The organism is Marinobacter shunpengi (genome assembly GCF_045449695.1).
Lineage (GTDB): Bacteria > Pseudomonadota > Gammaproteobacteria > Pseudomonadales > Oleiphilaceae > Marinobacter.
This window is the reverse complement of record NZ_JBJJKZ010000013.1, coordinates 61,193-84,489: the sequence shown is the minus strand read 5'-3', so window position 1 is coordinate 84,489 and position 23,297 is coordinate 61,193. Positions and strand designations below refer to the sequence as shown.

21 protein-coding genes are annotated in these 23,297 nt (G+C 62.5%); 15 read left to right on the top strand and 6 right to left on the bottom strand.

Annotation, left to right across the window (positions count from 1 at the left end; translation table 11 throughout):
* Positions 1-18: 18 nt before the first annotated feature.
* A complete protein-coding gene (locus ACJO2E_RS09650) occupies positions 19-1,986 on the bottom strand; it encodes a bifunctional diguanylate cyclase/phosphodiesterase (RefSeq protein ID WP_406963668.1) in 1,968 nt (655 codons plus the stop codon).
* Positions 1,987-2,277: 291 nt separating this feature from the next.
* Between ACJO2E_RS09650 and ACJO2E_RS09645 the strand changes: the two genes are divergently transcribed.
* From ACJO2E_RS09645 to ACJO2E_RS09595, 11 genes are all read left to right on the top strand, one after another.
* Positions 2,278-3,912, top strand: coding sequence for a diguanylate cyclase (locus ACJO2E_RS09645; protein WP_406963667.1), 1,635 nt, complete (start codon positions 2,278-2,280; stop codon positions 3,910-3,912).
* Positions 3,913-4,209: 297 nt separating this feature from the next.
* Positions 4,210-4,653, top strand: a complete 444-nt coding sequence (gene aroQ / locus ACJO2E_RS09640) for a type II 3-dehydroquinate dehydratase (protein ID WP_406963666.1) — start codon at positions 4,210-4,212, stop codon at positions 4,651-4,653.
* A gap of 27 nt (positions 4,654-4,680) precedes the next feature.
* On the top strand, positions 4,681-5,139 hold the full coding sequence (accB, locus tag ACJO2E_RS09635; RefSeq protein ID WP_406963665.1) for an acetyl-CoA carboxylase biotin carboxyl carrier protein: 459 nt from the start codon (positions 4,681-4,683) through the stop codon (positions 5,137-5,139).
* A 17-nt stretch (positions 5,140-5,156) separates the two neighbouring features.
* Positions 5,157-6,506 (top strand): acetyl-CoA carboxylase biotin carboxylase subunit, encoded by a 1,350-nt coding sequence (gene accC, locus ACJO2E_RS09630; RefSeq protein ID WP_504362694.1) that lies wholly within the window; start codon positions 5,157-5,159, stop codon positions 6,504-6,506.
* 1 nt (position 6,507) lies between these two features.
* Positions 6,508-7,404 carry a 50S ribosomal protein L11 methyltransferase gene (gene prmA / locus ACJO2E_RS09625; protein ID WP_406963663.1) on the top strand — a complete coding sequence of 299 codons (897 nt, stop codon included), beginning with the start codon at positions 6,508-6,510 and terminating at the stop codon, positions 7,402-7,404.
* A 57-nt stretch (positions 7,405-7,461) separates the two neighbouring features.
* Positions 7,462-8,712 carry a DUF3426 domain-containing protein gene (locus ACJO2E_RS09620; protein ID WP_406963662.1) on the top strand — a complete coding sequence of 417 codons (1,251 nt, stop codon included), beginning with the start codon at positions 7,462-7,464 and terminating at the stop codon, positions 8,710-8,712.
* A gap of 238 nt (positions 8,713-8,950) precedes the next feature.
* On the top strand, positions 8,951-9,946 hold the full coding sequence (dusB, locus tag ACJO2E_RS09615) for a tRNA dihydrouridine synthase DusB (RefSeq protein WP_406964126.1): 996 nt from the start codon (positions 8,951-8,953) through the stop codon (positions 9,944-9,946).
* Positions 9,943-10,260 carry a DNA-binding transcriptional regulator Fis gene (gene fis / locus ACJO2E_RS09610; RefSeq protein WP_328187498.1) on the top strand — a complete coding sequence of 106 codons (318 nt, stop codon included), beginning with the start codon at positions 9,943-9,945 and terminating at the stop codon, positions 10,258-10,260. The genes dusB and fis overlap by 4 nt, the downstream gene beginning before the upstream one ends.
* A gap of 70 nt (positions 10,261-10,330) precedes the next feature.
* The gene (gene purH, locus ACJO2E_RS09605; RefSeq protein WP_406963661.1) at positions 10,331-11,911 is read left to right on the top strand and encodes a bifunctional phosphoribosylaminoimidazolecarboxamide formyltransferase/IMP cyclohydrolase; all 1,581 of its coding nucleotides are present in this window, start codon (positions 10,331-10,333) and stop codon (positions 11,909-11,911) included.
* 42 nt (positions 11,912-11,953) lie between these two features.
* Positions 11,954-13,240, top strand: a complete 1,287-nt coding sequence (purD, locus tag ACJO2E_RS09600; RefSeq protein ID WP_406963660.1) for a phosphoribosylamine--glycine ligase — start codon at positions 11,954-11,956, stop codon at positions 13,238-13,240.
* A gap of 103 nt (positions 13,241-13,343) precedes the next feature.
* Positions 13,344-14,903 (top strand): cation:proton antiporter domain-containing protein, encoded by a 1,560-nt coding sequence (locus ACJO2E_RS09595; protein ID WP_406963659.1) that lies wholly within the window; start codon positions 13,344-13,346, stop codon positions 14,901-14,903.
* Between the two features lie 52 nt (positions 14,904-14,955).
* On the opposite strand, the gene ACJO2E_RS09590 is transcribed toward ACJO2E_RS09595, so the two are convergent.
* From ACJO2E_RS09590 to rho, 3 genes are all read right to left on the bottom strand, one after another.
* Positions 14,956-15,957, bottom strand: a complete 1,002-nt coding sequence (locus ACJO2E_RS09590; RefSeq protein ID WP_406963658.1) for a 2Fe-2S iron-sulfur cluster-binding protein — start codon at positions 15,955-15,957, stop codon at positions 14,956-14,958.
* 1 nt (position 15,958) lies between these two features.
* Positions 15,959-17,446, bottom strand: coding sequence for a 4-hydroxy-3-polyprenylbenzoate decarboxylase (gene ubiD, locus ACJO2E_RS09585; RefSeq protein ID WP_406963657.1), 1,488 nt, complete (start codon positions 17,444-17,446; stop codon positions 15,959-15,961).
* A 305-nt stretch (positions 17,447-17,751) separates the two neighbouring features.
* Positions 17,752-19,014: a transcription termination factor Rho gene (rho, locus tag ACJO2E_RS09580; RefSeq protein ID WP_328187491.1), complete on the bottom strand. Its 1,263-nt coding sequence runs from the start codon at positions 19,012-19,014 to the stop codon at positions 17,752-17,754.
* Between the two features lie 401 nt (positions 19,015-19,415).
* On the opposite strand from rho, the gene moaB reads away from it, so the two are divergent.
* The 4 genes from moaB to moaE are packed head-to-tail and all read left to right on the top strand — an operon-like array spanning position 19,416 to position 21,928.
* On the top strand, positions 19,416-19,988 hold the full coding sequence (gene moaB, locus ACJO2E_RS09575) for a molybdenum cofactor biosynthesis protein B (protein ID WP_406963656.1): 573 nt from the start codon (positions 19,416-19,418) through the stop codon (positions 19,986-19,988).
* Positions 19,988-21,202 carry a molybdopterin molybdotransferase MoeA gene (locus ACJO2E_RS09570; protein WP_406963655.1) on the top strand — a complete coding sequence of 405 codons (1,215 nt, stop codon included), beginning with the start codon at positions 19,988-19,990 and terminating at the stop codon, positions 21,200-21,202. The genes moaB and ACJO2E_RS09570 overlap by 1 nt, the downstream gene beginning before the upstream one ends.
* 4 nt (positions 21,203-21,206) lie before the next feature.
* On the top strand, positions 21,207-21,467 hold the full coding sequence (gene moaD / locus ACJO2E_RS09565) for a molybdopterin converting factor subunit 1 (RefSeq protein WP_406963654.1): 261 nt from the start codon (positions 21,207-21,209) through the stop codon (positions 21,465-21,467).
* Between the two features lie 2 nt (positions 21,468-21,469).
* Positions 21,470-21,928: a molybdopterin synthase catalytic subunit MoaE gene (gene moaE, locus ACJO2E_RS09560; RefSeq protein ID WP_406963653.1), complete on the top strand. Its 459-nt coding sequence runs from the start codon at positions 21,470-21,472 to the stop codon at positions 21,926-21,928.
* Between the two features lie 151 nt (positions 21,929-22,079).
* On the opposite strand, the gene mobA is transcribed toward moaE, so the two are convergent.
* Positions 22,080-22,664, bottom strand: coding sequence for a molybdenum cofactor guanylyltransferase MobA (mobA, locus tag ACJO2E_RS09555; RefSeq protein WP_406963652.1), 585 nt, complete (start codon positions 22,662-22,664; stop codon positions 22,080-22,082).
* A gap of 98 nt (positions 22,665-22,762) precedes the next feature.
* A complete protein-coding gene (gene trxA, locus ACJO2E_RS09550) occupies positions 22,763-23,089 on the bottom strand; it encodes a thioredoxin TrxA (protein WP_328187483.1) in 327 nt (108 codons plus the stop codon).
* Between the last annotated feature and the right edge of the window lie 208 nt (positions 23,090-23,297).

Genomic DNA, 23,297 nt, shown 5'->3' with positions numbered 1-23,297 from the left:
TGCAACGCCGCCAGTAGCTTAACTGGTTGGCGGATCGCCAACCGGGCCCGGCCTGCCCAGGTGATAGCCGGTGGCCCCATCAATGCCGATGGACTGGAGGACCTGCCATTCCGACTCCGTTTCCACGCCGGCGGCCAGCACCTTCACACCACGACCATGGGCGATGGTGATCACGGATTCCAGGTAGAAGCGGTTTTCATCGTGCCGGTCAATACCATGGATAAAGCTGGAATCAATACGCAACGCCTGGATAGACAGATTCTTCAGGTAACTGAAGGGAATCCCCCCCACCCCGAAACGATCCACCAGCAGGCGAGCACCGGTCCGCCGTAGCTGCCGGATAAAAGTCTGGGCCTCCTGCCGATGGTAGTGCAATGCCTGTTCCGGAACACCGATCCAGAGCCGTCGCATATCGGTGCCGGCCGCCCCGGCCAGCTCCAGGATATGCTCCGGAACCCCCGGCAACACCACGGAGGAAGCTCCCAGTGAGAACCCGATCTCCACCGTGGGGTCCTCCCTCAGCCTCTGCAGTGCCCGCTGGAGCACCATCAGATCCAGCCTTCCGATCAGCCCGAAGCGCTCGGCCAGGGGCGCAAAGACATTACCACGCACCCAGTCCCGTTCGATCAGTAGACGGGAGAACACCTGATGGTATAGCGGGGAACCGGTCGCTGCGGTCATGACCGGCTGCTCCCACAACCACACTGCCTCCCGGTCCAGGGCATGTTCCAGCAATCGCCGCCAGTCTTCGGCACCGTGATGGACATCGGCACCGCTGTCCGCCAGCTCACAATGGGGCACGCCCTCGGTCTGGGCGCGCCGGAGGGCGGCATCCGCATATTCGAACAGGGTCCGCACCGAGATCCCTTCACCTGTGCCCGCCACACCACCGTGGACCGCCATTTCCACCAGGGCATCGCTGCCCTCACCGGCAAACTCGGCACAGATGGACTGCAGGGCATCCACCAGTTCCCGCCCCCAGATCAGGGCATCGGCCGGCGCCCCACCAGGAATGAAGAGGGCAAACTCGGCACCACTGCGCCGACCGGCAAAACTGCCGGCATGAATATCCACAAACTCATGCAAATCTTTCGACAGCCGCACCAACAGGGCATCGGCCTCCAGCCGCCCTGCCCTCTGGTTAAAGTCGGCAAAGCCGGTTATCTGCACCAGTATCAGCCCCCCCGGGCGGCGACCTTCCTCGGTGACAGCTTCCACCGCCAGCCGCTGGTCAAAGGCACTGCGGCTGGCCAGGCCGGTCAGGGCATCCTCGTTGTTCAGCTTGCGGAGGTGGGCAATCAGTGCCGCCTGGCCCGCAAACAGCTGCTCCAGGTCATCAGTCATCTGGTTCATGGCCCCGGTGACCTCGTTCACTTCACGGGTCGAACGGACATGGGTACGCATACGGAAATCCCGGCGACCGATAGCCTTGGCCTGTAGCTCCAGGGCCTGCAACGGACGCAACAGCCGTCCCAGCAGAAAATAGAGCACCAGTATGGCAACAACACCAATCGCCACGGAGGCCAGGGTCAGCCACTGGGTTATCCGCCACAGGTCCTGGTAGGCATTGCCCGGGTGGCCCACCACCCGCACCTCTCCCAACCACTGCCAGCCGCTCATAACGGACGCCGTACCCACCGGCCGGGGCAGATCAACGGCGCGCACGAACCACAACGGCACATCCAGATCGGTCAGGGCCTGGGAGCGGCCGGCCACCTGGCTGCCATCGTGGTCCAGAAACTCCACCACCAGGTACTCTCCACTATCGAATACCGAGTCGATCAGGGAGCTCACCGCCACGGTGTCAGTGGCATCAACGGCATTGGACAGGGACAGCCCGATGGCAGTGGCCGCATCCCGGGTCCGGCCCTCCAGTTCCTCCACCAGGTAGTGGTGGAATCGACTGAAACTGATCGACATGCTGACCACCAGCAACAGCAACACCAGGCCGCCGGTGAAGATCAGCAACAGGGTGCGCAGTGTCACGGCGCGGTCTGGACGGTTCTTTTGGCTTTCCTGCTGCATCCGTGCCATACCTTGGGCTTGGAACGTTTTAGCCACCAAATTCCCGGCCTGGATCGTACCCAGGTCTCAGGTTCACAAAGATTTACAGTTCGCTGCCTGCGTCTTCGGTTACAAACACTATAGACTGCAGCAACAGAGACATCCTGCATTCCATGGCAAAGGAGCCAGAAAAACAGGCCGATTCTTCCGCCAGGGAGGCTCGGTGCGGTTCTTTTCGGCATTCCAGAAAAATCAGGACAGACTGACAACACCATGACTGACGAGTCCCAAAAAGAAAAACTGCGCCAGCACTTCGCCCGACGGGTGACCAACCAGGCCCGGGTCGTGCTGGACACCTGGCAGAAAATCCATGCCGACCCGGCAGCCTCGGCGCCTTTCCGCGATGACCTCTATTCCGCCGCAGACAAGCTTGCGCGTTATGCCGGCCGCTTTGAAATGACCGCCTACGTGGAGGCCGGCAAGGCCATCATGAACGCCATCCGGCAATGGCCGGAGGGACAGGCGCCGGACAGCGACGCCATACAGGCCCTCCGGGAAGCGGTCATATCCCTGGAACAGAGCACCCAGCGCCGATCCGACCGCCAGAGCAGCGAACCTCCCCGGGTCTATCGCAAAACCCCGATCTACGTGGCCCTGAGCAGTAACGAGCTGGCAACCCGACTGGTCCGGCAACTGGAGTTTTTCGGCTTCCGGGCGGAGGCCTTCGACACCCCCGAAGGCCTGATGGACGCCTGTGGCCTGCACAAACCGGAAACCATCCTCATGGATATCGCCTTCGGGGGCGAGCCGGACAGCGGCCTGGCCACGGTCGAGACCCTGCAGCAGCGCCACGACACCCCCATCCCCATCATCTTCGTCAGTGATGAGGACGGCACCATCGAAACCCGCCTGCGGGCATCCCGCTGTGGCGGCGAAGAATTCTTCTACCCGGCGGTGGATCCGGGCCAACTGATCGAGAAGATCGAGACCTACACCCACAACAACGCGGTGGAACCCTACCGGGTACTGGTGCTGGACGATTCCCGGGCCCAGGCCAAGTTCATGGAAACGGTGCTCAAGAAGGCGGGCATGACCGCCCACATCATCACCGACCCGATGCAGATCATCATGGCGCTGGAAGAGTTCAACCCGGAAATCATCATCCTGGACATGTACATGCCCGGCTGCACCGGCATGGAAATCGCCCGGGTGATCCGCCAGCAGGACCGTTTCCACAGCGTTCCCATTATCTACCTGTCCGCCGAGGACGACGTCCAGAAGCAGCTCCATGCCATGAGCCTGGGGGGCGACGACTTCCTGACCAAGCCCATCGACCCCAAGCACCTGGTGGCCACTATCCACAACCGGGGACGACGGGCCCGCTCATTGCTGGCCCTGATGATTCGCGACAGCCTTACCGGCCTGTACAACCACACCCACACCCTGTACCTGCTGGAACAGGAAATCATGAAGGCGCAGCAGAAGGATCAGCCCCTGTGCTTCGCCATGATTGACGTGGACTATTTCAAGAAGGTGAACGACACCTTCGGCCACCCCATCGGCGACCGCATCCTGCGGGCGCTGTCCATGTTCCTGAAGCAGCGGCTGCGCAAGACCGACCATATCGGTCGTTACGGTGGCGAGGAGTTTGCCATCATTATGCCTGACACCCGGGAAAGCGACGCCCGTGCGGTGATCAACGATATCCGGGAACGCTTTTCGGAACTCACCCAGTCCGCGGGCGACCGGGAATTCCACGTCACCTTCAGTTGCGGGGTCGCCCACTGGCGGGGGGAAGCGGCATCCGCCTTCTGCGAACGGGCCGACCAGGCCCTGTACCAGGCCAAGGCATCAGGCCGCAACTGCGTGATCGGAGCCGAGGATTACGACACGTCACGTTCCCTCTGACCTATAGTAAGGGAGGAGGGAAACCCCGGCATCGGAGTCCGTTGCGTAACCGTCATCCGCGCGCTGCGAACTGGCTGGCATTTTTCTCCTTTCGTCGATGAAACCATCGTCTTATGGACGGATCTCCCGCCAACATCGAGAATATGGCGCAAGACGCAACGAATCCTGCCCGCGGCCCGGAATTCATACGGTCGTTTGTCAAAAACTGTTGAACCAACAGCGTTCAAGACGCATTATGGGCACAAAATTCGACAAAATACGGCATTTTTACAAAACACCAGCAAGGCAAGACTGAACATGGCCACCATACTCGTTCTCCACGGGCCCAACCTGAATATGCTCGGCGTCCGCGAGCCTGACGTCTATGGTCATGAAACCCTCCAGGACATCAATGACCGGCTGCATGCCACCGCATCCGATCGTGGTCACCACCTGCTGCACCTGCAATCCAATGCCGAATATGAACTGATCGAGCGACTCCACGATGCCCGGGCAGAGGGCATCGACTACCTGATTTTCAATCCTGCGGCCTTCACCCACACCAGTGTGGCCCTGAGGGACGCGGTACTGGCCTCGGGCATTCCGTTCATCGAGGTGCACCTGTCCAACGTGCACTCCCGGGAGCCCTTCCGGCACCATTCCTATTTTTCCGATATCGCCGACGGCGTTATCTGCGGTCTTGGCAGTCAGGGATACGACCTGGCGCTTGACGCCGCCCTGCGAAGAATCAACTCCAACTGATACCGATAAGACGGGACGTTAAACACCATGGATATTCGCAAAATCAAGAAGCTGATCGAACTCCTCGAGGAATCCGATGTTGAAGAACTGGAGATTCAGGAGGGTGACGATTCCGTTCGTATTTCCCGCCGTCGCGAGCACGCCGGTGTAACCTACGCCGCGCAACCCATGCCGGCACCCCAGCCCCAGGCAGCCGCCCCGGCGCCGCAGGCTGCGCCGGAAGCCGCGCCGGCTGAACCCGAGGCACCCAAGGGCCATGCCGTGAAATCGCCCATGGTCGGCACCTTCTACCGTGCGCCATCCCCAAGCGCTGCCGCCTTCGTTGAAGTTGGCCAGACCGTCAAGGCCGGGGATGTTGTCTGCATCGTCGAAGCCATGAAGATGATGAACCAGATCGAAGCCGACAAGAGCGGTACCGTTTCCGAGATTCTGGTGGAAAACGGTCAGCCCGTGGAATTCGACCAGCCACTGGTAATCATTTCCTGAGCAACAGGTGACACGACATCATGGCCATGATTGAAAAAGTTCTGATCGCCAACCGCGGCGAGATTGCCCTGCGGGTGCTCAGGGCCTGCAAGGAGCTGGGCATCCGGACGGTTGCCGTGCACTCCCAGGTCGACCGCGACCTGATGCATGTGCGACTGGCGGATGAGTCCGTCTGCATCGGCCCCAACAGCGCCTCCGACAGCTACCTGAACATTCCCACCATCATCAGCGCGGCGGAAGTGACCGACAGCGTCGGCATCCACCCGGGCTACGGCTTCCTGGCTGAGAACGCCGACTTCGCCGAGCAGGTGGAGAAAAGCGGCTTTACCTTTATCGGCCCCCGGGCGGACACCATCCGCCTGATGGGCAACAAGGTCTCCGCCATCAACGCGATGATAAAGGCCGGTGTGCCCACTGTACCCGGCTCCGACGGCCCCATCGACAACGACGATGAACGGACGCTACGCATCGCCCGTGAAATCGGCTACCCGGTGATTATCAAGGCCGCCTCCGGTGGTGGAGGCCGTGGCATGCAGGTGGTTCACTCCGAAGCCGCTCTGCTCAAGGGTATCCAGGTCACCCAGAGTGAGGCCAGGAACTCTTTCGGCGACGCCACCGTGTACCTGGAGAAATATCTGGAGCGCCCGCGCCACGTGGAAGTCCAGGTGCTGGCGGACACCCACGGCAATGTTATCCACCTGGGGGACCGGGACTGCTCGATGCAGCGCCGTCATCAGAAGGTTCTGGAAGAAGCCCCGGCGCCGAACATTGACCCGGAAGCCCGGGAAAAGACCCTGAAGGCCTGTGTCGACGCCTGCAAGGAAATCGGCTACGTGGGTGCCGGCACCTTCGAGTTCCTGTACCAGGACGGTGCCTTCTACTTCATCGAGATGAACACCCGGGTCCAGGTGGAGCACCCGGTCTCCGAGATGGTGACCGGTGTCGATATCGTCCGCGAGCAGCTTCGTATCGCCAGCGGTCTGCCCCTGCAATACAGCCAGGATGACATCCGCATTTCCGGTCATGCCCTGGAGTGCCGGATCAACGCCGAAGACCCGAAAACCTTCGTGCCCAGCCCCGGCAAGGTGAAGCATTTCCACGCCCCCGGCGGCAACGGCATCCGCGTGGACTCCCACCTGTACAGCGGCTACACGGTTCCGCCCTACTACGACTCCCTGGTGGCCAAGCTGATCACCTGGGGCGACGACCGGGAAATCGCCCGCCGGCGCATGAAAAATGCCCTGGACGAGCTGGTCGTGGAAGGCATCAAGACCAATCAGCCCCTGCACCGTAACCTGGTGCGGGACGGCGGCTTCAAGAGCGTGGATTTCACCATCCATTACCTCGAAAAGCTGATGCGGGACTGACATGCCCTGGATCCAACTGCAGATCCCGGCTGATCCGGATAACGCGGATCAGCTGGAAGATCTTCTCATGGAGATGGGCGCCGATGCCGTCTCCATGGAAGATGCCGCCGACCAGCCCATCTTCGAACCGGACCCGGGCACAACGCCCCTGTGGAGCGACACCCGGGTGACCGGCCTGTTCGATGCCGACCAGGATATCGAACGCATCTGTGCCGATATCCGCGATGCGTGGCACCAGCAGACCCAGCAGGAGTTACCCGGCATTGAGGTCACCCTGGTGGAGGACAAGGACTGGGAACGGGCCTGGATGGACGATTTCAAGCCTCTGAAGTTCGGCGAGCGCCTGTGGATTGTCCCCAGCTGGCATGACGCCCCCGCCCCCGATGCCGCCAACCTGCTTCTGGACCCGGGCCTGGCCTTCGGCACCGGCACCCACCCCACCACGGCCCTGTGCCTGGAGTGGCTGGACGGCGCCCGGGTGGAAGGCACGCAGGTCATCGACTATGGCTGCGGCTCCGGCATCCTGGCCCTGGCGGCCCTGTTGCTGGGTGCCGACCATGCCATTGGCGTCGACACCGATGCTCAGGCCCTGGAGGCCAGCCGCGACAACGCCCGTCGCAACCAGGTGGAAGACCGTCATCTGGACCTGTACCTGCCAGGGGACGATCCGGACACCCGCGCGGATATCCTGCTGGCCAACATCCTCGCCGGACCACTGGTGGAACTGGCACCCACGCTGGCGGGCAAGGTCAGGCCCGGTGGCCACCTGGTACTGTCCGGCATCCTGGCCCAGCAGGCCCGCGAAGTGATGGCCGCCTACGAGCCCTGGTTTGTCATGGATGAGCCGGAACAACGCGAAGAGTGGATACGCCTCACAGGTCGCCGGATTGACGGATGACGAACGACACCCGTGTCGCTAAACTGCTGAGAGTCTGACACCTTACAGGATTTAGGGATGGCCGATACCTCCAGTCTGTTGACCCGCTGCCCGCACTGCGATACCCGCTTTCGGGTAACCGATGGACAGCTCAGTATAGCCAACGGCAGGGTGCGTTGTGGCCACTGCATGGAAGTGTTCGATGCACGCTCTCATGCCGATTCCGGCGAGGGGCCGGACACCGCTCCCGATACCGCCGAAACCCATGAGAGTTTCAGTGCCTCGGCGCCGGAAGACGACCTGATCTTCCAGGACAACCCCGAAGAAGATGCCGCCGAAGGCCACTATGCCGGCCAGAAGACCAGCTTCGCCGACGACGAGCTCAGCGACAGCTTCCGGGATGCTGGCATCCACGACGGCAGCCTGGATCCCATGGATGAGGACGAGGACAGCGAGGTGGACGAAAGCTGGGCCGAGGCCATGCTCCAGGAGGAGTTGCCCGATACCACCCCCGCTCGCACCAAATCCCGCTCCCCCGATCATGGAACCGGACCGGAAACCCCGCAGGAACCACCGACCTACCCCACACGCCCGGAACCAGAGCCGGAGCGGGGCAACCCGGCTGAGGTGCCTGACCGAGACCATCATGCCACGCCATATTCCACCGACGACCTGGAAATGACCGAGATCACCGCTGCACCACCTCCCAACGAGGCTCCGGCGGGACCGGGCCGCCAGCAGGATGGCGTTACCGGTGGCACCTTCCCGCCGCTGGATGACCTGTCACCCTATGAGCAGCTATCCCGGGAACCGGTGGCGGTGCAGCCCACCCGCGGAGGCAGCCTGCGTGGCTGGCTGTGGACTCTGGTCATCCTGGCCCTGATTGGCGGCCTGGTGTCCCAGGTGGCCTGGTTCCAGTTTGACCGCCTGGCGGCAATCCCCGAACTCCGTCCCTGGTATGAGCAGGCCTGTGAGTATGCCGGCTGCGAACTGGAACCGCTGGTGGCCATGGACCGCATCCAGAGCCGCAAGCTGGTGGTACGCACGGATCCGGAGAACCGCAGTGCCCTGCTGGTGGATGCGGTAATCATCAACCAGGCCGAATTCGAGCAGCCGTTCCCGTCCATCGCCCTGACCTTCTCCAACCTGAACGGCGACGTGGTGGCACAGAGCGTGTTTCCGCCGGAAGACTACCTGGCCGGGGACGGCACCGACCTGGAGGCCATGCCCCCGGGGACGCCGGTCCGCATCGCCATCAGCATCCGCGACCCGGGCCGGGACGCGGTTAACTATAACCTGCGCTTTGTTAACCGCCGTAACGACTCCTGAGGCAGCCTGATCCTGTCCCGGTTCAGGGACAGCAGGCTGCCTGAAAGTCAACCAGACAGAACGAAAAATAATCAATTTTTTCCATGCTCCCGGCCTTCAATACCCTTGCCCCTGGCGGTATCATTGTCGCCCCCTGAATTTACCGCCCCGAACTGACCGACTCCCCGCCGGAGTCCGCCGGTGAGGTATGGTAGTTTCAGACGGAACGCTGGTAACCGACGACGGACACTGACGTATGCTGCCCACGGTGAAGATCGGGCCCTACACCCTGCCCAACTCCCTGGTGGTCGCGCCCATGGCCGGCGTGACAGACCGCCCGTTCCGGCTACTCTGCCGGCGCATGGGGGCGGGGCTGGCCGTGTCCGAGATGGTGATTGCCGACTCGTCCCTGTGGCATACTCGAAAATCGCGCCTGCGCCTGGACCATACCGGCGAGCCGGAACCCCGGTCGGTCCAGATTGCCGGCGGTGACGCCGACATGCTGGCCAACGCCGCCCGCATGAACGCCGCCCACGGCGCCCAGATCATCGACATCAACATGGGCTGCCCGGCGAAAAAGGTCTGCAACAAGGCGGCCGGCTCCGCCCTGATGCGGGACGAGGCACTGGTAAAGGAGATCCTCCACGCCGTCGTCCAGGCGGTGGAGGTTCCGGTGACCCTGAAGATGCGCACCGGCTGGGACCGGGACAACCGCAATGCCGTCACCATCGCCCGCATGGCCGAGGATGCCGGCATCCAGGCCCTGGCGGTGCATGGCCGCACGCGGGCCGATGCCTACAAGGGCGACGCCGAGTACGACACCATCGCCGAGGTGAAGTCCGCCGTGGGCATTCCGGTATTCGCCAACGGCGACATCACCTCGCCGCAGAAGGCGCAGGAGGTGCTCCGGCATACCGGTGCCGACGGCCTGCTGATCGGCCGGGCGGCCCAGGGGCGACCGTGGATCTTCCATGAGATCCACCACTTCCTGGCCACTGGCGAACCGGTAGCGCCACCGCCGCTGGATGAGGTGGAGAGCATCCTGCTGGAGCACCTGGAGCAACTGCACCAGTTCTACGGTGACCCCATGGGCGTACGCATCGCCCGCAAGCATGTGGGCTGGTACCTGCAGTCCCACGATGCCGGCAAACAGTTCAGAAAGCGTTTCAATACGCTGGAGTGTGCCCAGGCACAGTCCGACAGTATCCAACAGTATTTTGCAGCCTTACGAAATGGAGAGGTATTCGCAGCATGAGCGCTGAAACCCTGGCAAACGACAACCTGGCGTCTTCCGCCAACGACGACCAGCCCACCCTTCAGACGGTCAGCAGCACGGGCAACTCCGTGACCCTGCGTGACAGCGTTGAAGTGGCCCTGAAGAACTACTTTGCCCAACTCGACGGTGCCCCCGTCACCGAGGTCTACCAGCTGGTGCTGTCGGAAGTGGAAGCGCCCCTTCTGGAACAGGTGATGAAGTACACTCGCAACAACCAGACCAAGGCGTCCACCATGCTCGGGCTGAACCGCGGCACGCTGCGGAAGAAGCTCAAGCAGTACGGTCTGCTATAATCCGTTCGTCATCCCAAGGCCTCCCGGACATCCTTCGCGAGGCCTTTCCTGTTTCAAGAAGGCATCGAAAATGGCACACCCGTCTAGCACCCCTGTTCGTCGCGCCCTGATCAGCGTTTCCGACAAGACCGGCATTGTGGAGTTCGGTCGCAAGCTGGCCGACGCCGGCGTTGAACTCCTCTCCACCGGTGGCACCTTCCGGCTGCTGAAGGAAAACCAGGTGCCCGTCACCGAAGTCAGCGACTACACCGGCTTCCCGGAAATGATGGATGGTCGGGTCAAAACCCTGCATCCGAAGATCCACGGCGGCATCCTCGGACGCCGGGGCACCGACGACGGGGTCATGGGCGACCATGGCATCAACCCCATCGACATGGTGGTGGTCAACCTCTACCCCTTCGAGGAAACCGTCGCCAACCCGGACTGCGACCTGGCCACTGCCATCGAGAACATCGATATCGGCGGCCCCACCATGGTCCGTGCCGCCGCCAAGAACCATAACGACGTGGCCATCGTGGTCAACGCCTCCGACTACAGCCGGGTGCTGAAGGAACTGGCTGACAATGACGGCCACCTCACTCACGCCACCCGTTTCGACCTGGCGGTCAAAGCTTTTGAACATACCGCCGGTTACGACGGTGCCATCGCCAACTACCTGGGTGGACGCACACCGGACAACGACAACGCGGACTTCCCCCGCACCTTCAATGCCCAGTACGTGAAGGTCCAGGACATGCGCTACGGCGAGAACCCACATCAGCGCGCCGCGTTCTATGCCGAACGCCACCCGAAGGAAGCCTCGGTGGCCACCGCGAAACAGCTCCAGGGTAAGGCACTGTCGTTCAACAACGTCGCCGACACCGACGCCGCCCTGGAATGCGTCAAGCCCTTTGCCGACCCGGCCTGTGTTATCGTCAAGCACGCCAACCCCTGCGGCGTGGCCATCGGTGCCGACATCCGCCAGGCCTACGACCTGGCCTTTGCCACCGACCCCACCTCTGCCTTCGGCGGCATCATCGCCTTCAACCGTGAGCTGGACAGCGAAACCGCCCAGGCCATTATCGACCGCCAGTTCGTGGAAGTGATCATCGCCCCCACCATTGCCCCGGAGGCCGTGGAACTGGTGGCCGCCAAGAAGAATGTACGCCTGCTGGCCTGCGGCGAGTTCGATGGTGAACGGGCGAAAGCCATGGACTACAAGCGAGTCACCGGCGGTCTGCTGGTACAGGACCGTGACCTGGGTATGGTATCCATGGATGACGTCAAGGTGGTCACCAACCGCCAGCCCTCCGAGGACGAGCTCAATGACATGCTGTTTGCCTGGGAAGTAGCCAAGTACGTCAAGTCCAACGCCATCGTCTATGCCCGCGCCGGTCGCACCATTGGCATCGGCGCCGGCCAGATGAGCCGGGTCTACAGCGCGAAGATCGCCGGCATCAAGGCCGCGGACGAAAACCTGGAAGTGAAGGGCTCGGTGATGGCCTCTGACGCCTTCTTCCCGTTCCGGGACGGTATCGACGCCGCCGCTGCGGCGGGCATCACCGCCGTCATCCAGCCCGGCGGCTCCATGCGCGACCAGGAAGTGATCGACGCCGCCAACGAACACGGCATTGCCATGGTCTTCACCGGCATGCGTCATTTCCGCCACTAATCATTTCCGCCACACAAGGTTTCAGCCAGAGGACACAACAAGATGAATATCCTGATCATCGGCAGCGGCGGACGTGAACACGCCCTGGCCTGGAAAGCCGCCCAGTCACCGGACGCCGACCGGGTGTTCGTGGCCCCGGGCAACGCCGGCACCGCCCTGGAGCCTCGCCTGGAGAACGTCTCCATCGACGTGATGGACCTGGACGCCCTGGCGGACTTTGCCGCCACCCACGAGGTGGGCCTGACCATCGTCGGCCCGGAGGCGCCCTTGGTCGCGGGCATCGTCGACCGGTTCGAAGCCCGCAACCTGCGGGTGTTTGGGCCCACTGAAGGCGCGGCGCAACTGGAAGGCTCCAAGGCCTTCACCAAGGACTTCCTGGACCGCCAGAAGATTCCCACCGCCGCCTACGCCAACTTCACCGAGGTGGACCAGGCACTGGCCTATGTCCGTGAACAGGGCGCGCCCATCGTGATCAAGGCCGATGGCCTGGCCGCGGGTAAGGGCGTGATCGTAGCCATGACCCTGGAAGAGGCCGAAGAGGCCGTGCGCGACATGCTCGCCGGCAATGCCTTCGGCGACGCCGGCAGCCGCGTGGTGGTCGAGGAATTCCTGGATGGCGAAGAAGCCAGCTTCATTGTCATGGTGGACGGAGAGAACGTACTGCCCATGGCCACCTCCCAGGACCACAAAAGAGTGGGCGATGGTGATACCGGCCCCAACACCGGCGGCATGGGCGCCTATTCCCCGGCACCGGTGGTCACCGCCAATGTACACCAGCGCATCATGGACGAGGTGATCTATCCCACCGTTCGTGGCATGGCAGCGGAAGGGCACCCCTACAAGGGGTTCCTGTACGCCGGCCTGATGATCGACGCTGCCGGCGCCCCCAAGGTGATCGAGTTCAACTGCCGCTTCGGCGATCCGGAAACCCAGCCCATCATGCTGCGCATGCAGTCCGACCTGGTTGAGCTGTGTAACGCCGCTATCGATGGCAGGCTTGATCAGTGCGACTCCCGTTGGGATGACCGCGCTTCCGTTGGCATTGTCCTGGCTGCGGGCGGCTACCCGGGCAGCTACAACAAGGGCGACGCCATTACCGGCCTGCCGGAGCAGGAAACCGAAGGCGAGAAGGTCTTCCACGCCGGCACCCGTATGCAGGGTGAGCAGGTGCTTACCAACGGTGGCCGTGTCCTCTGCGCCACGGCCCTGGGAGGCTCTGTCACCGAGGCCCAGCAACGTGCCTATGCACTGGCGGCCCGCATCCACTGGGACGGCGCTTTCTACCGAAAGGACATCGCCTTCCGGGCCATTGCCCGGGAATCCACCTGAAACTTGAGCCGACTCAAGGCCCGGTGGCTGCACCGGGCCGTGGTTCACGCTAGACTCGGTAGGTAAGTCACTGCCCAGTTTTCAGTCAGGACCCTTCCTTTACATGTCAGAAGCCCTCTGGATCACTTTTGCCTTTTCACTGGGCCTGCTCGTCAAGGGCATCGGCCTGCCACCCCTGGTGGGCTACCTGGCGGCCGGCTTCGTGCTCAGCGGTCTGTCGGAATTCACTCCCCTGGTGGTGGAGGACACGGACGTCCTGGCTCATATCGCACACCTGGGTGTCCTGCTGCTGCTTTTCACCGTGGGCCTCAAGCTGAAGCTCAAGTCTGTCATCAGCCCGGAAGTCATTGGTGGCAGCCTGCTGCACTTTGGTATTACCTGCACCATCTTCGCACCCGGGCTCTACTACATCGCCGGGCTCGACTGGAAAACCGCTATCCTGCTGGCCATCGCCCTGTCGTTCTCGAGCACGGTGCTCGCAGCCAAGGTACTGGAGGCAAAGCGGGAGTTAAGGGCTTTCCACGGTCGCGTCGCTATCGGCATCCTGATTATGCAGGACCTGATCGCCCTGGCAGTAATGAGCGTGGCGGCGGGCAAAACGCCCTCCGCCTGGGCATTGGTGGTGTTCGGGCTCCCCCTGCTGCGACCTTTCCTTCACCGCCTGCTGGACGTCAGCGGCCATGACGAGCTGCTGGTCCTGCTGGGGCTGCTGCTGGCGCTGGTCATCGGTGGCCTCGGCTTCGAAGCGGTCGGCCTGAGCTCGGAGCTGGGCGCGCTGATCTTTGGCGCCATGCTGGCCAGCCATCCCCGCGCCCAGGAGTTGTCCAAGTCCCTGTGGAGCGTGAAGGAGGTCTTCCTGGTGGGGTTCTTCCTGCAGATCGGCATCGCCGGCCTGCCGGATGGCACAGCCCTGGGCTATGCCCTGCTGGCCACCCTGGTGCTGCCACTCAAGGGCATCCTGTTCTTCTTCGTGTTGCTGCTGTTCCGGCTGCGCTCCCGCAGCAGCTTCCTTTCCAGCCTGGCACTGACCAACTACAGCGAGTTCGGGCTGATCGTCGCCAGCGTGGCCCTGCCGGATTGGCTGGTCCCACTGGCCATTGCCGTCTCCATCTCGTTTATTGTGTCGGCCCCGCTCAATCGCCTGGCCCACCCGATCTACGAGCGCCTGGCTCATCGCCTGACACCACTGGAGGGCAGTCGTCGCCATCCCGACGAACAACCCATTTCACTGGGTAATACCCGTTTCCTGGTGATGGGTATGGGGCGTACCGGTACCGCCGCCTATGACGAGCTGGCCCGATACGAGCCGGACGTGATGGGGCTGGACTCGGACCCGGCCAAGGCCGAAAAGCATGCGGCCGAAGGGCGCAACGTGGTGTTTTCGGACGCTGAGGATGTCACCTTCTGGGAGGGGCTGCACATGCCGAAACTGGAAGGGGTAATCCTTGCCATGAGCGATCTGGAGGGCAAGCTCATTGCCGCACGGATGCTGCGCAAGAAAGGCTTTACCGGCCATGTGGTGGCACACACCGGCTTTGTGGAGGAAGCGGAGAAGATCCGCGAGGCCGGCGCCGACGAGGCCTTCCTGACCATGAACGAGACTGGCGTGGCGCTGGCCAGTCACCTTCACGACCAGCACGGGCCGGCGGCGGAACGCGCCTAGTAGTAGCGCCTGACACAGCCTCTGAAATGCTGCGAACTTAGGTTAAGGGACACTAGCGAGGGGCGTACTCCAGCACATCGGAATGGAAGTCGCCTTCGGGCAACCCAGCTCCCACCAGTGCATCCATCAGGGTATAGACCATGACCGGTGAGCCGCTGGCCATGACCTGGACGTTCCGCCAGTCGAAGCCGGAACGCAGCACCGCATCCACCAACTGGTCATGGTGGCCACTCCAGTCGTTGTCCTCGTCATCCCCCACCACCGGCACAAAGGTGAAGGGCTCCCACTCCCGCTGCCAGGTTTCCGCCAGTTCCCGCAGGTACATGTCTTCTGGCCGGCGCACGCCCCAGTACAGGGCCACGGGCTGGTCAAAACGGGTCTCGCGGAGGTAGTCCACCATGCTCTTGACCTGGGCAAAGCCAGTGCCGGCCGCCACGAACAGCAGGGGCTTCTCGGGGGCGGCCGCCAGGCAGGCCTTGCCGTGGGGCATCTCCACCGTCACTTCCGGCCCCTGGATCAGGGCATCGATCACCTTCTGGGCCGAGACCCACTCCGGCGTCGCCTGGATATGCAGCTCGACGGCCTGGGCCAGGGGGCTGCTGGCAATGGAAAAGTAGCAGGGATCAGTATCCGGCAGGTTGACGGAAAGATACTGGCCGGCGTGGAAGGAAAGCTCCCGGCGACGGTTCAGTTGCAGCTCCACACGATAGACATCGTGACTGATGGCACGTACATCGGCGACTTTGGCCTGAAAGGTCTTGGGCGGGTTCTGTCCAGCGGCCATAACGGCGTCTATCTCCAGTTCCAGGTCGGTGAGTGCCTTGGTGCGGCACATCATCAGGGATTCACCGACCATGATGGTCTGTTGGTTTCGGGTATTGAGGGCGCTGCCCGAGAGCAGGCGAGCCTCGCAGATTTCACACACACCATTGCGGCACGAGGCGGGTACGGCAATGCCGGCCCGGGCGGCGGCGGTCAGCAGATCGTCGGCGGAATGACAGTCAAAGGACAATCCGGCGGGCTGCAGTAGCGCCTGTTTTACACCCGTGGCCATATCAGTCGGGGCGGTGACCGGGAAGTTCAATCCCCAGGCTGTCCCACTTTTCGTCCACCCGGCGCTTCACCTCGTCGTCCATGGTGATGGGCGTACCCCACTCCCGGTCGGTCTCACCGGGCCATTTGCTGGTGGCATCCAGCCCCATCTTGGACCCCAGCCCCGATACCGGCGAGGCAAAATCCAGGTAGTCGATGGGAGTGTTCTCCACCATGGTGGTGTCCCGCAGCGGGTCCATGCGGGTGGTCATCGCCCAGATCACGTCGTGCCAGTCCCGGGCGTTGACGTCGTCATCGGTCACGATCACGAACTTGGTGTACATGAACTGTCGCAGGAAGGACCACACGCCCATCATCACCCGCTTGGCGTGGCCGGGATACTGTTTTTTCATGGTCACCACCGCCAGCCGGTAAGAGCAACCTTCCGGCGGCAGGTAGAAATCGACGATTTCCGGGAACTGCTTCTGCAGGATCGGAATGAACACTTCGTTCAGCGCCACGCCCAGGATGGCCGGCTCATCCGGTGGCCGACCAGTGTAGGTGCTGTGGTAGATCGGGTCCTTGCGATGGGTGATTCGCTCCACGGTGAACACCGGGAACTGCTCCACTTCGTTGTAGTAACCGGTGTGGTCGCCGAAGGGGCCTTCCGGCGCGGTATCATCCGGATAGATAAAACCTTCCAGTACAATCTCGGCACTGGCGGGCACCTGCAGGTCACTCAGGCCGGCCTTGACCAGCTCCGTGCGCCCGCCCCGAAGCAGCCCGGCAAAGGCGTATTCCGACAGGGTGTCCGGCACCGGCGTGACCGCCCCCAGGATGGTGGCCGGATCGGCACCCAATGCCACCGCGATGGGGAAGGGTTCCCCCGGATGGGCCCGCTGCCACTCCTGGAAGTCCAAGGCGCCGCCGCGATGACTGAGCCAGCGCATGATCAGGCGGTTCCTTCCGATCACCTGCTGCCGGTAGATGCCCAGGTTCTGCCGTTCCTTGTGGGGGCCGCGGCTGATCACCAGGGGCCAGGTGATCAGCGGACCGGCATCCCCGGGCCAGCATTGCTGGACCGGAATGGTGGACAGGTCCACGTCGTCCTTGTCGATCACCACGTCCTGGCAGGGTGCGGAGCGCAGGACCTTGGGGTTCATCCGCATGACCTGCCGGAACAGGGGCAGCTTCTCGATGGCGTCCCGGAAGCCCTTGGGGGGATCCGGTTCCTTGAGGTAGGCCAGCAGTTTGCCGATGTCCCGCAGCGCGGTGACACTATCCTGTCCCATGCCCATGGCCACCCGTTTGGGCGTGCCGAACAGGTTGCCCAGCACCGGCATGTCATAGCCCTTCGGGTTTTCAAACAACAGTGCCGGACCGCCGGCCCGCAGGGTACGGTCGCAAATTTCGGTCATTTCCAGGTGGGGGTCCACCTCGGCGGAAATACGCTTCAGCTCACCCATTTGTTCCAACTGGGTGATGAAGTCTCTCAGGTCATTGTACTTCATGCCGGGCTCCGTTGGTTGCTCACCGCGATGTCAGCCGGTTCTGGTACGGTCGCGCCTGCTGATTGCGGAGTATGGAACAAGATGGGGGACGGCTTGTTCTGCAAACCTCGAGCAACTGCCTGAATACAGGTGCGCGTATAGGGCTGGTGGCCAGTGCCGGGGAGCCCCTCCCCGGACCGTTAAATTTTGCCATGGATGGCAAAACCGAGCCTACAGGGACGTATTAACGGCGTGTCCGGGGAGGGGCTCCCCGGTGCTGGCCCTCTCACAAGTTCCTGCGCCTGGAGCCCCCACACTGACCGGGATCAGCGACGCTTCATGGACTGGAAGAACTCGTCGTTGGTCTTGGTGTCCTTGAGCTTGTCCAGCAGGAACTCGATGGCGGCGGTGTCGTCGTCCATGGAATGCAGCAGCTTACGCAGGATCCAGATTCGCTGGATGTCGGCTTCGCTCATCAGCAGGTCTTCGCGGCGAGTACCGGAGCTACGGATATTGAGGGCCGGGTAAACCCGCTTCTCGGCAATCTTGCGATCCAGGTGCACCTCCATGTTACCGGTGCCCTTGAATTCCTCGTAGATCACCTCGTCCATCTTGGAACCGGTATTCACCAGCGCCGTGGCCAGGATGGTCAGGCTGCCACCCTCTTCCACGTTACGGGCAGCACCGAAGAAGCGCTTGGGCTTTTCCAGGGCGTGGGCGTCCACACCACCGGTCAGCACCTTGCCGGAGGACGGAATCACGGTGTTGTAGGCCCGGGCCAGACGGGTGATGGAGTCCAGCAGGATAACCACATCCTTCTTGTGCTCCACCAGGCGCTTGGCTTTCTCGATGACCATTTCCGCCACCTGCACATGACGGGCCGGCGGCTCGTCGAAGGTGGAGGCGATCACTTCACCACGGACGGTACGCTGCATCTCCGTCACTTCCTCCGGACGCTCGTCAATGAGCAGCACCATCACATGGCACTCGGGGTTGTTACGGGTGATGGACTGGGCAATGCCCTGCATCAGCAGCGTCTTACCGGCCTTGGGCGGGGAGACAATCAGACCGCGCTGGCCCTTGCCGATGGGGGCCACCAGATCCAGCACGCGGGACGTCAGGTCTTCGGTGCTGCCGTTGCCCGCCTCGAGCATCAGTCGCTCTTCCGGGAACAGCGGCGTCAGGTTTTCAAACAGAATCTTGTTGCGGGCGTTGTCCGGCTTGTCGAAGTTGATCTCATTGACCTTGAGCAACGCGAAGTAGCGTTCGCCGTCCTTCGGAGGCCGGATCTTGCCGGCGATGGTGTCGCCGGTACGGAGGTTGAAGCGGCGGATCTGACTCGGGGACACGTAGATGTCGTCCGGGCCCGCCAGGTAGGATGCATCAGCGGACCGGAGGAAGCCGAAGCCGTCCTGCAGGATTTCCAGTACGCCGTCGCCGTATATGTCCTCGCCGCTCTTCGCATGCTTCTTCAGGATCGTGAAAATCACGTCCTGCTTGCGCGAACGGGCGAGGTTTTCCAGGCCCATTTCCTGCGCAATATCGAGCAATTCGGGCATGGACTTCTGCTTGAGTTCAGTAAGATTCATAGTTTGTTGATTTTCAGGAATGGAAGTAAGCGATAGTTGGGATGACAGGGAAGCCCCTGAACGGATTGATCAGAAAACGCTAGTAAATATTGATGCTGGCCAGATGGAGCAACCGGTAGTGATGGAATCCGGAAAAGTATTGAGGCCAGGGACAGGGAGAACAACCGTTCGCCAGGCAAACAGGATAATCGTCCAGACCCCGCACCCGTGTCAAGTGCCACCAACCAGTTTTTCAACAGTTTTTGAACTTTGGCGCCTGATTCCCGACGAATTCCCGGTGGCACCCCGCGTGCCCCCTATTCCTGTTGGGGTATTCCCTTCCCTTGCCCGGCGCCAATACGGATACTGTAGTGCATCATCCTATTTGGCACATACAGACAGTTTTCGACGCGGAGATCGCCATGAGCAGCACACCCACCGGTGACCTGACCCCTCTCAATATTGCCCTGCTGACCGTATCCGACACCCGGGGCCCGGGCGAGGACACCTCCGGGCAGTACCTGGAGGATCAGTTGCTGGAGACGGGGCACCGGCTGGCGGCCCGGCGCCTGCTGCCCGACGACATCTACCTGGTACGGGCCCTGATGGCCCGCTGGATTGCCGACCCGGCGATCCATGCCATTATCATTACCGGCGGCACCGGCTTCCATGAACGCGACAGCACCCCGGAAGCGGTGGCGCCACTGCTGGACAAGACCATCGACGGCTTTGGCGAGGAGTTCCGGCGCCTGTCCCAGCAGGATATCGGCACCTCCACCATCCAGTCCCGGGCTTTCGGCGGCCTGGCCAACCACACCGTGATCTTCTGCCTGCCAGGCTCCACCGGTGCCTGTCGCACTGGCTGGGAAGGCATCCTCAGTACGCAACTGGACAGCCGCCACGGACCATGCAATTTCTCGGCACTGGTACAACGTAAGCCGGACCGCCCCCTGCACCGGGTTGACGAAAAGATCGGCGACAGGGCGCAGCACTGATGGCAGGCCAGAACCTGACGTCCCTCGACGACGCCCTGGACCACCTGATGGCCCGGGCCCGTACAGTGACGGAAACCCAGACCCTGCCCCTGCACCGGACCCTGGGCCGCGTGCTCGCTGAAGATATCACCGTGCCGGCGGATGTCCCTCCGGCGGACAACAGTGCGGTGGACGGATACGCCGTACGCGCTGCGGACCTGTCCGCGAATACGGTACTTCCCGTGTCCGCCCGGGTAGCCGCCGGGGAAGCACCCGGTGTACTGGAGCCCGATACGGCGGTGCGCATCTTTACCGGCTCGGAGATCCCGGCCGGGGCGGATTCCGTGGTGATGCAGGAGCGGACTGAGTCGAAGGATGGCGGTATCGCGATTACGGCCGAGGTAGAGACTGGCCAGAATATCCGTCGCCAGGGGCAGGACCTGTCGAAGGGAGCCATTGCCCTGAGTGCCGGCACACCGATCCGCCCGCAGGAAATGGGGCTGCTGGGGTCCATGGGTATCGGCGAGGTCACGGTACTGCGTCGCCTGAAAGTGGCGGTGTTCTCCACCGGTGATGAACTGGTGGAACCGGGCCGCCCGCTCCAACCCGGCCAGATCTACAACACCAATCGCTTCACCCTGAACGGCCTGCTGGAGGCAGCCGGCTGCGAGGTCACCCTTTGCGAAACGCTCCGGGATCGCCGGGAGGCCACCCGCGCCAGCCTGGAGGCCGCGGCGGACAAGGCCGATCTCATTATCACCAGCGGTGGCGTATCCGTGGGTGAGGAGGACCATGTCCGTGCCGTACTGGAAGAGGCCGGCGAACTGTCCCTGTGGCGGCTGGCCATCAAGCCTGGTAAGCCCCTGGCCTTCGGGACCATCGGCGGCACACCGGTACTGGGCTTGCCCGGCAATCCCGCCGCCGTACTGGTGACCTTCCTGGTGGCGGGCATGCCCTATATCCGCCGGTGCCAGGGTAACCACCGTTACCGCCCCCTGGGCGAGCCGCTGCCAGCCGCCTTCCCGGTGGATAAACCGTCCATTCGCCGGGAATTCATGAGGGCACGAAAAGAACCGGGCGACAAGGGCGTAACCATCACCGCCTACCCCAACCAGAGTTCCGGGGTGCTCAGCTCCGCCTGCTGGGGCGATGGCCTGGCGGTGGTACCCGAGAACACCACCATTGCCACGGGTGATATCATTCACTATTACTCATTCAGCGAACTGCTCGGGTAGCACCATGGCCGACGATACCCTCACCATCCGTTTCTTTGCGCGTCTTCGGGAAGAGCTGGATACCGACTGCGAAACCCTGCCCTGCACCGGTGCCCAGACCGCCGGCGACCTGCTGGCGCAACTGGCCGGTCGAGGTGGCCCCTGGCAACAACTGGTGGATGGTCAGCCGGTGATGATTGCCGTGAACCAGACCATAGCCAACCCGCGGACCCCGGTGCACCCCGGGGACGAGGTGGCCTTCTTCCCGCCGGTGACAGGGGGCTGATCATGGGCGATGAGGTACGCGTAGGCGAAGCAGACTTTGATCCATCAGAGGAATATGCCCGACTGCGTAACAGCGGCGCCGGTACCGGCGCCATTGCCACCTTTACCGGGCTGGTGCGGGACAGCGGCGACCTGAGCGGGGTGACCGGCCTGTATCTGGAACACTACCCCGGCATGACCGAGCAGGTTATCGAAGACCTGATTCGCCAGGCACGGGAGCGGTGGAACCTGCGGTCCGTAAGGGTCATCCACCGGGTCGGCACCCTGAAACTGACGGACCAGATTGTGTTCGTGGGGGTCGCCAGCGCCCACCGGGAAGACGCCTTTGCCGCCTGCCAGTTCCTGATGGATATCCTCAAGACCAGTGCGCCCTTCTGGAAGAAGGAACTGACCGAGGAGGGTGAGCATTGGGTGGAGCAGAAGGATGCGGATGTTCAGCTTGGGGATCGTTGGTCCTCGTAGCCTTCCGACTTTGGGGGCTGATCCTGGGGCGGGGAGGCCTTTCTTCTGGGAAAAGAACTCGCTTCGCTCAGACACCTTTTCCCGGCAGAAAGACCTCCCCACCCCGGGACCGGTCAGCTCGCTGGTTATCTCTGGTTTAGTGATATTGCTTTCAGCTTTCCAGCCGGTTGATGTTATCCAGCAGCACTTCCGGCCCGACCATAACCGGTTTTGCACCCGCCGCTTCGGCAAAGGCCATGACCTTTCTCTCGCCGTTTTCCAGTCTCTGCTCCAGCATCGGCACCAGGGTGACCGGGTAGACACCGTGTAACGGGTGCTGTCGGCCCCCGCACTGGGCAATAACCGGTTCGCCGGGGTTGTTGCGGTAGGCGCCCAGGAGCTGGCGGAAAAAGTCGGTAGTCACGTTGGGGGTATCGCAGGGTGACACCAGCACGGCATCGGCGCCCTCTTCCGCCGCAGCCCGCAGGCCCGCCAGCAAACCGGCCAGGGGGCCCTGCCACCGGAACGCTTCCGGGTCGCTGACCAGTTGGGGACTGTAGTGACGGTACGGTTCCAAGGACCGGTTGGCGCTAATCCATACTGGCGAGACGACCGGCGCCATGGCATCCAGCACCCAGGCCACCAGTGGACGGCCCCCCCAGTCCACCAGGCCCTTGTCGACACCACCCATACGGCGGCCTTCGCCACCGGCCAGGATCAGGCCGGCGATGCGGGGTGCGCGGTTTCCGTCAGCCATAAAAAAACCGCCCGTGAACCTGACGTCCAGGGGCGGCCTGGTGTCCGGTCCGGAAAATCCACGAATTCACCGGACGGTACACGGGGACCAGCAACCGATCAGAGGTTGCTGTCCAGGAAGGCGGCCAGTTGGCTCTTGGACAGCGCGCCCACCTTGGTGGCATCCACGTTGCCGTTCTTGAACAGCATCAGGGTGGGAATGCCCCGGATGTTGAACTTGGGCGGCGTCTGCTCGTTCTCGTCGATGTTCAGCTTGCAGACCTTGAGCTTGCCCTCATACTCCTCGGCAATTTCTTCCAGTACCGGCGCAATCATCTTGCACGGGCCACACCATTCCGCCCAGTAGTCCACCAGTACGGGGGTGTCGGCGCCCAGAACGTCCTGGTCAAAGGAATCGTCGGTTACGTTTACGATATTTCCGCTCATTGCTGTTTCCTGTGCTTTCATCGGGCTCCCACCAGCCAGGGGAAGGACTCGGCCCGATGCTCTGGATCTTTTGACGGTGGCAACACCGCCGCGAATAAAACGTTGGCTGTTATGAAATGACGTTGCTCATTACTTTACGCGATTTCTCCTCCACCTGTGAAGCTCTGGCAAGCGTATAGGTATGAGTCACTACCCGTTACTGACAGGC

What these genes read in the sequence shown, in the direction of transcription:
- ACJO2E_RS09645 (WP_406963667.1), top strand. Translation starts at nt 2,278, where the DNA reads ATGACTGACGAGTCCCAAAAAGAAAAACTGCGCCAGCACTTCGCCCGA.
- aroQ (WP_406963666.1), top strand. Translation starts at nt 4,210, where the DNA reads ATGGCCACCATACTCGTTCTCCACGGGCCCAACCTGAATATGCTCGGC.
- accB (WP_406963665.1), top strand. Translation starts at nt 4,681, where the DNA reads ATGGATATTCGCAAAATCAAGAAGCTGATCGAACTCCTCGAGGAATCC.
- prmA (WP_406963663.1), top strand. Translation starts at nt 6,508, where the DNA reads ATGCCCTGGATCCAACTGCAGATCCCGGCTGATCCGGATAACGCGGAT.
- ACJO2E_RS09620 (WP_406963662.1), top strand. Translation starts at nt 7,462, where the DNA reads ATGGCCGATACCTCCAGTCTGTTGACCCGCTGCCCGCACTGCGATACC.
- fis (WP_328187498.1), top strand. Translation starts at nt 9,943, where the DNA reads ATGAGCGCTGAAACCCTGGCAAACGACAACCTGGCGTCTTCCGCCAAC.
- purH (WP_406963661.1), top strand. Translation starts at nt 10,331, where the DNA reads ATGGCACACCCGTCTAGCACCCCTGTTCGTCGCGCCCTGATCAGCGTT.
- purD (WP_406963660.1), top strand. Translation starts at nt 11,954, where the DNA reads ATGAATATCCTGATCATCGGCAGCGGCGGACGTGAACACGCCCTGGCC.
- ACJO2E_RS09595 (WP_406963659.1), top strand. Translation starts at nt 13,344, where the DNA reads ATGTCAGAAGCCCTCTGGATCACTTTTGCCTTTTCACTGGGCCTGCTC.
- ACJO2E_RS09590 (WP_406963658.1), bottom strand. Translation starts at nt 15,957, where the DNA reads ATGGCCACGGGTGTAAAACAGGCGCTACTGCAGCCCGCCGGATTGTCC.
- ubiD (WP_406963657.1), bottom strand. Translation starts at nt 17,446, where the DNA reads ATGAAGTACAATGACCTGAGAGACTTCATCACCCAGTTGGAACAAATG.
- rho (WP_328187491.1), bottom strand. Translation starts at nt 19,014, where the DNA reads ATGAATCTTACTGAACTCAAGCAGAAGTCCATGCCCGAATTGCTCGAT.
- moaB (WP_406963656.1), top strand. Translation starts at nt 19,416, where the DNA reads ATGAGCAGCACACCCACCGGTGACCTGACCCCTCTCAATATTGCCCTG.
- ACJO2E_RS09570 (WP_406963655.1), top strand. Translation starts at nt 19,988, where the DNA reads ATGGCAGGCCAGAACCTGACGTCCCTCGACGACGCCCTGGACCACCTG.
- moaD (WP_406963654.1), top strand. Translation starts at nt 21,207, where the DNA reads ATGGCCGACGATACCCTCACCATCCGTTTCTTTGCGCGTCTTCGGGAA.
- moaE (WP_406963653.1), top strand. Translation starts at nt 21,470, where the DNA reads ATGGGCGATGAGGTACGCGTAGGCGAAGCAGACTTTGATCCATCAGAG.
- mobA (WP_406963652.1), bottom strand. Translation starts at nt 22,664, where the DNA reads ATGGCTGACGGAAACCGCGCACCCCGCATCGCCGGCCTGATCCTGGCC.
- trxA (WP_328187483.1), bottom strand. Translation starts at nt 23,089, where the DNA reads ATGAGCGGAAATATCGTAAACGTAACCGACGATTCCTTTGACCAGGAC.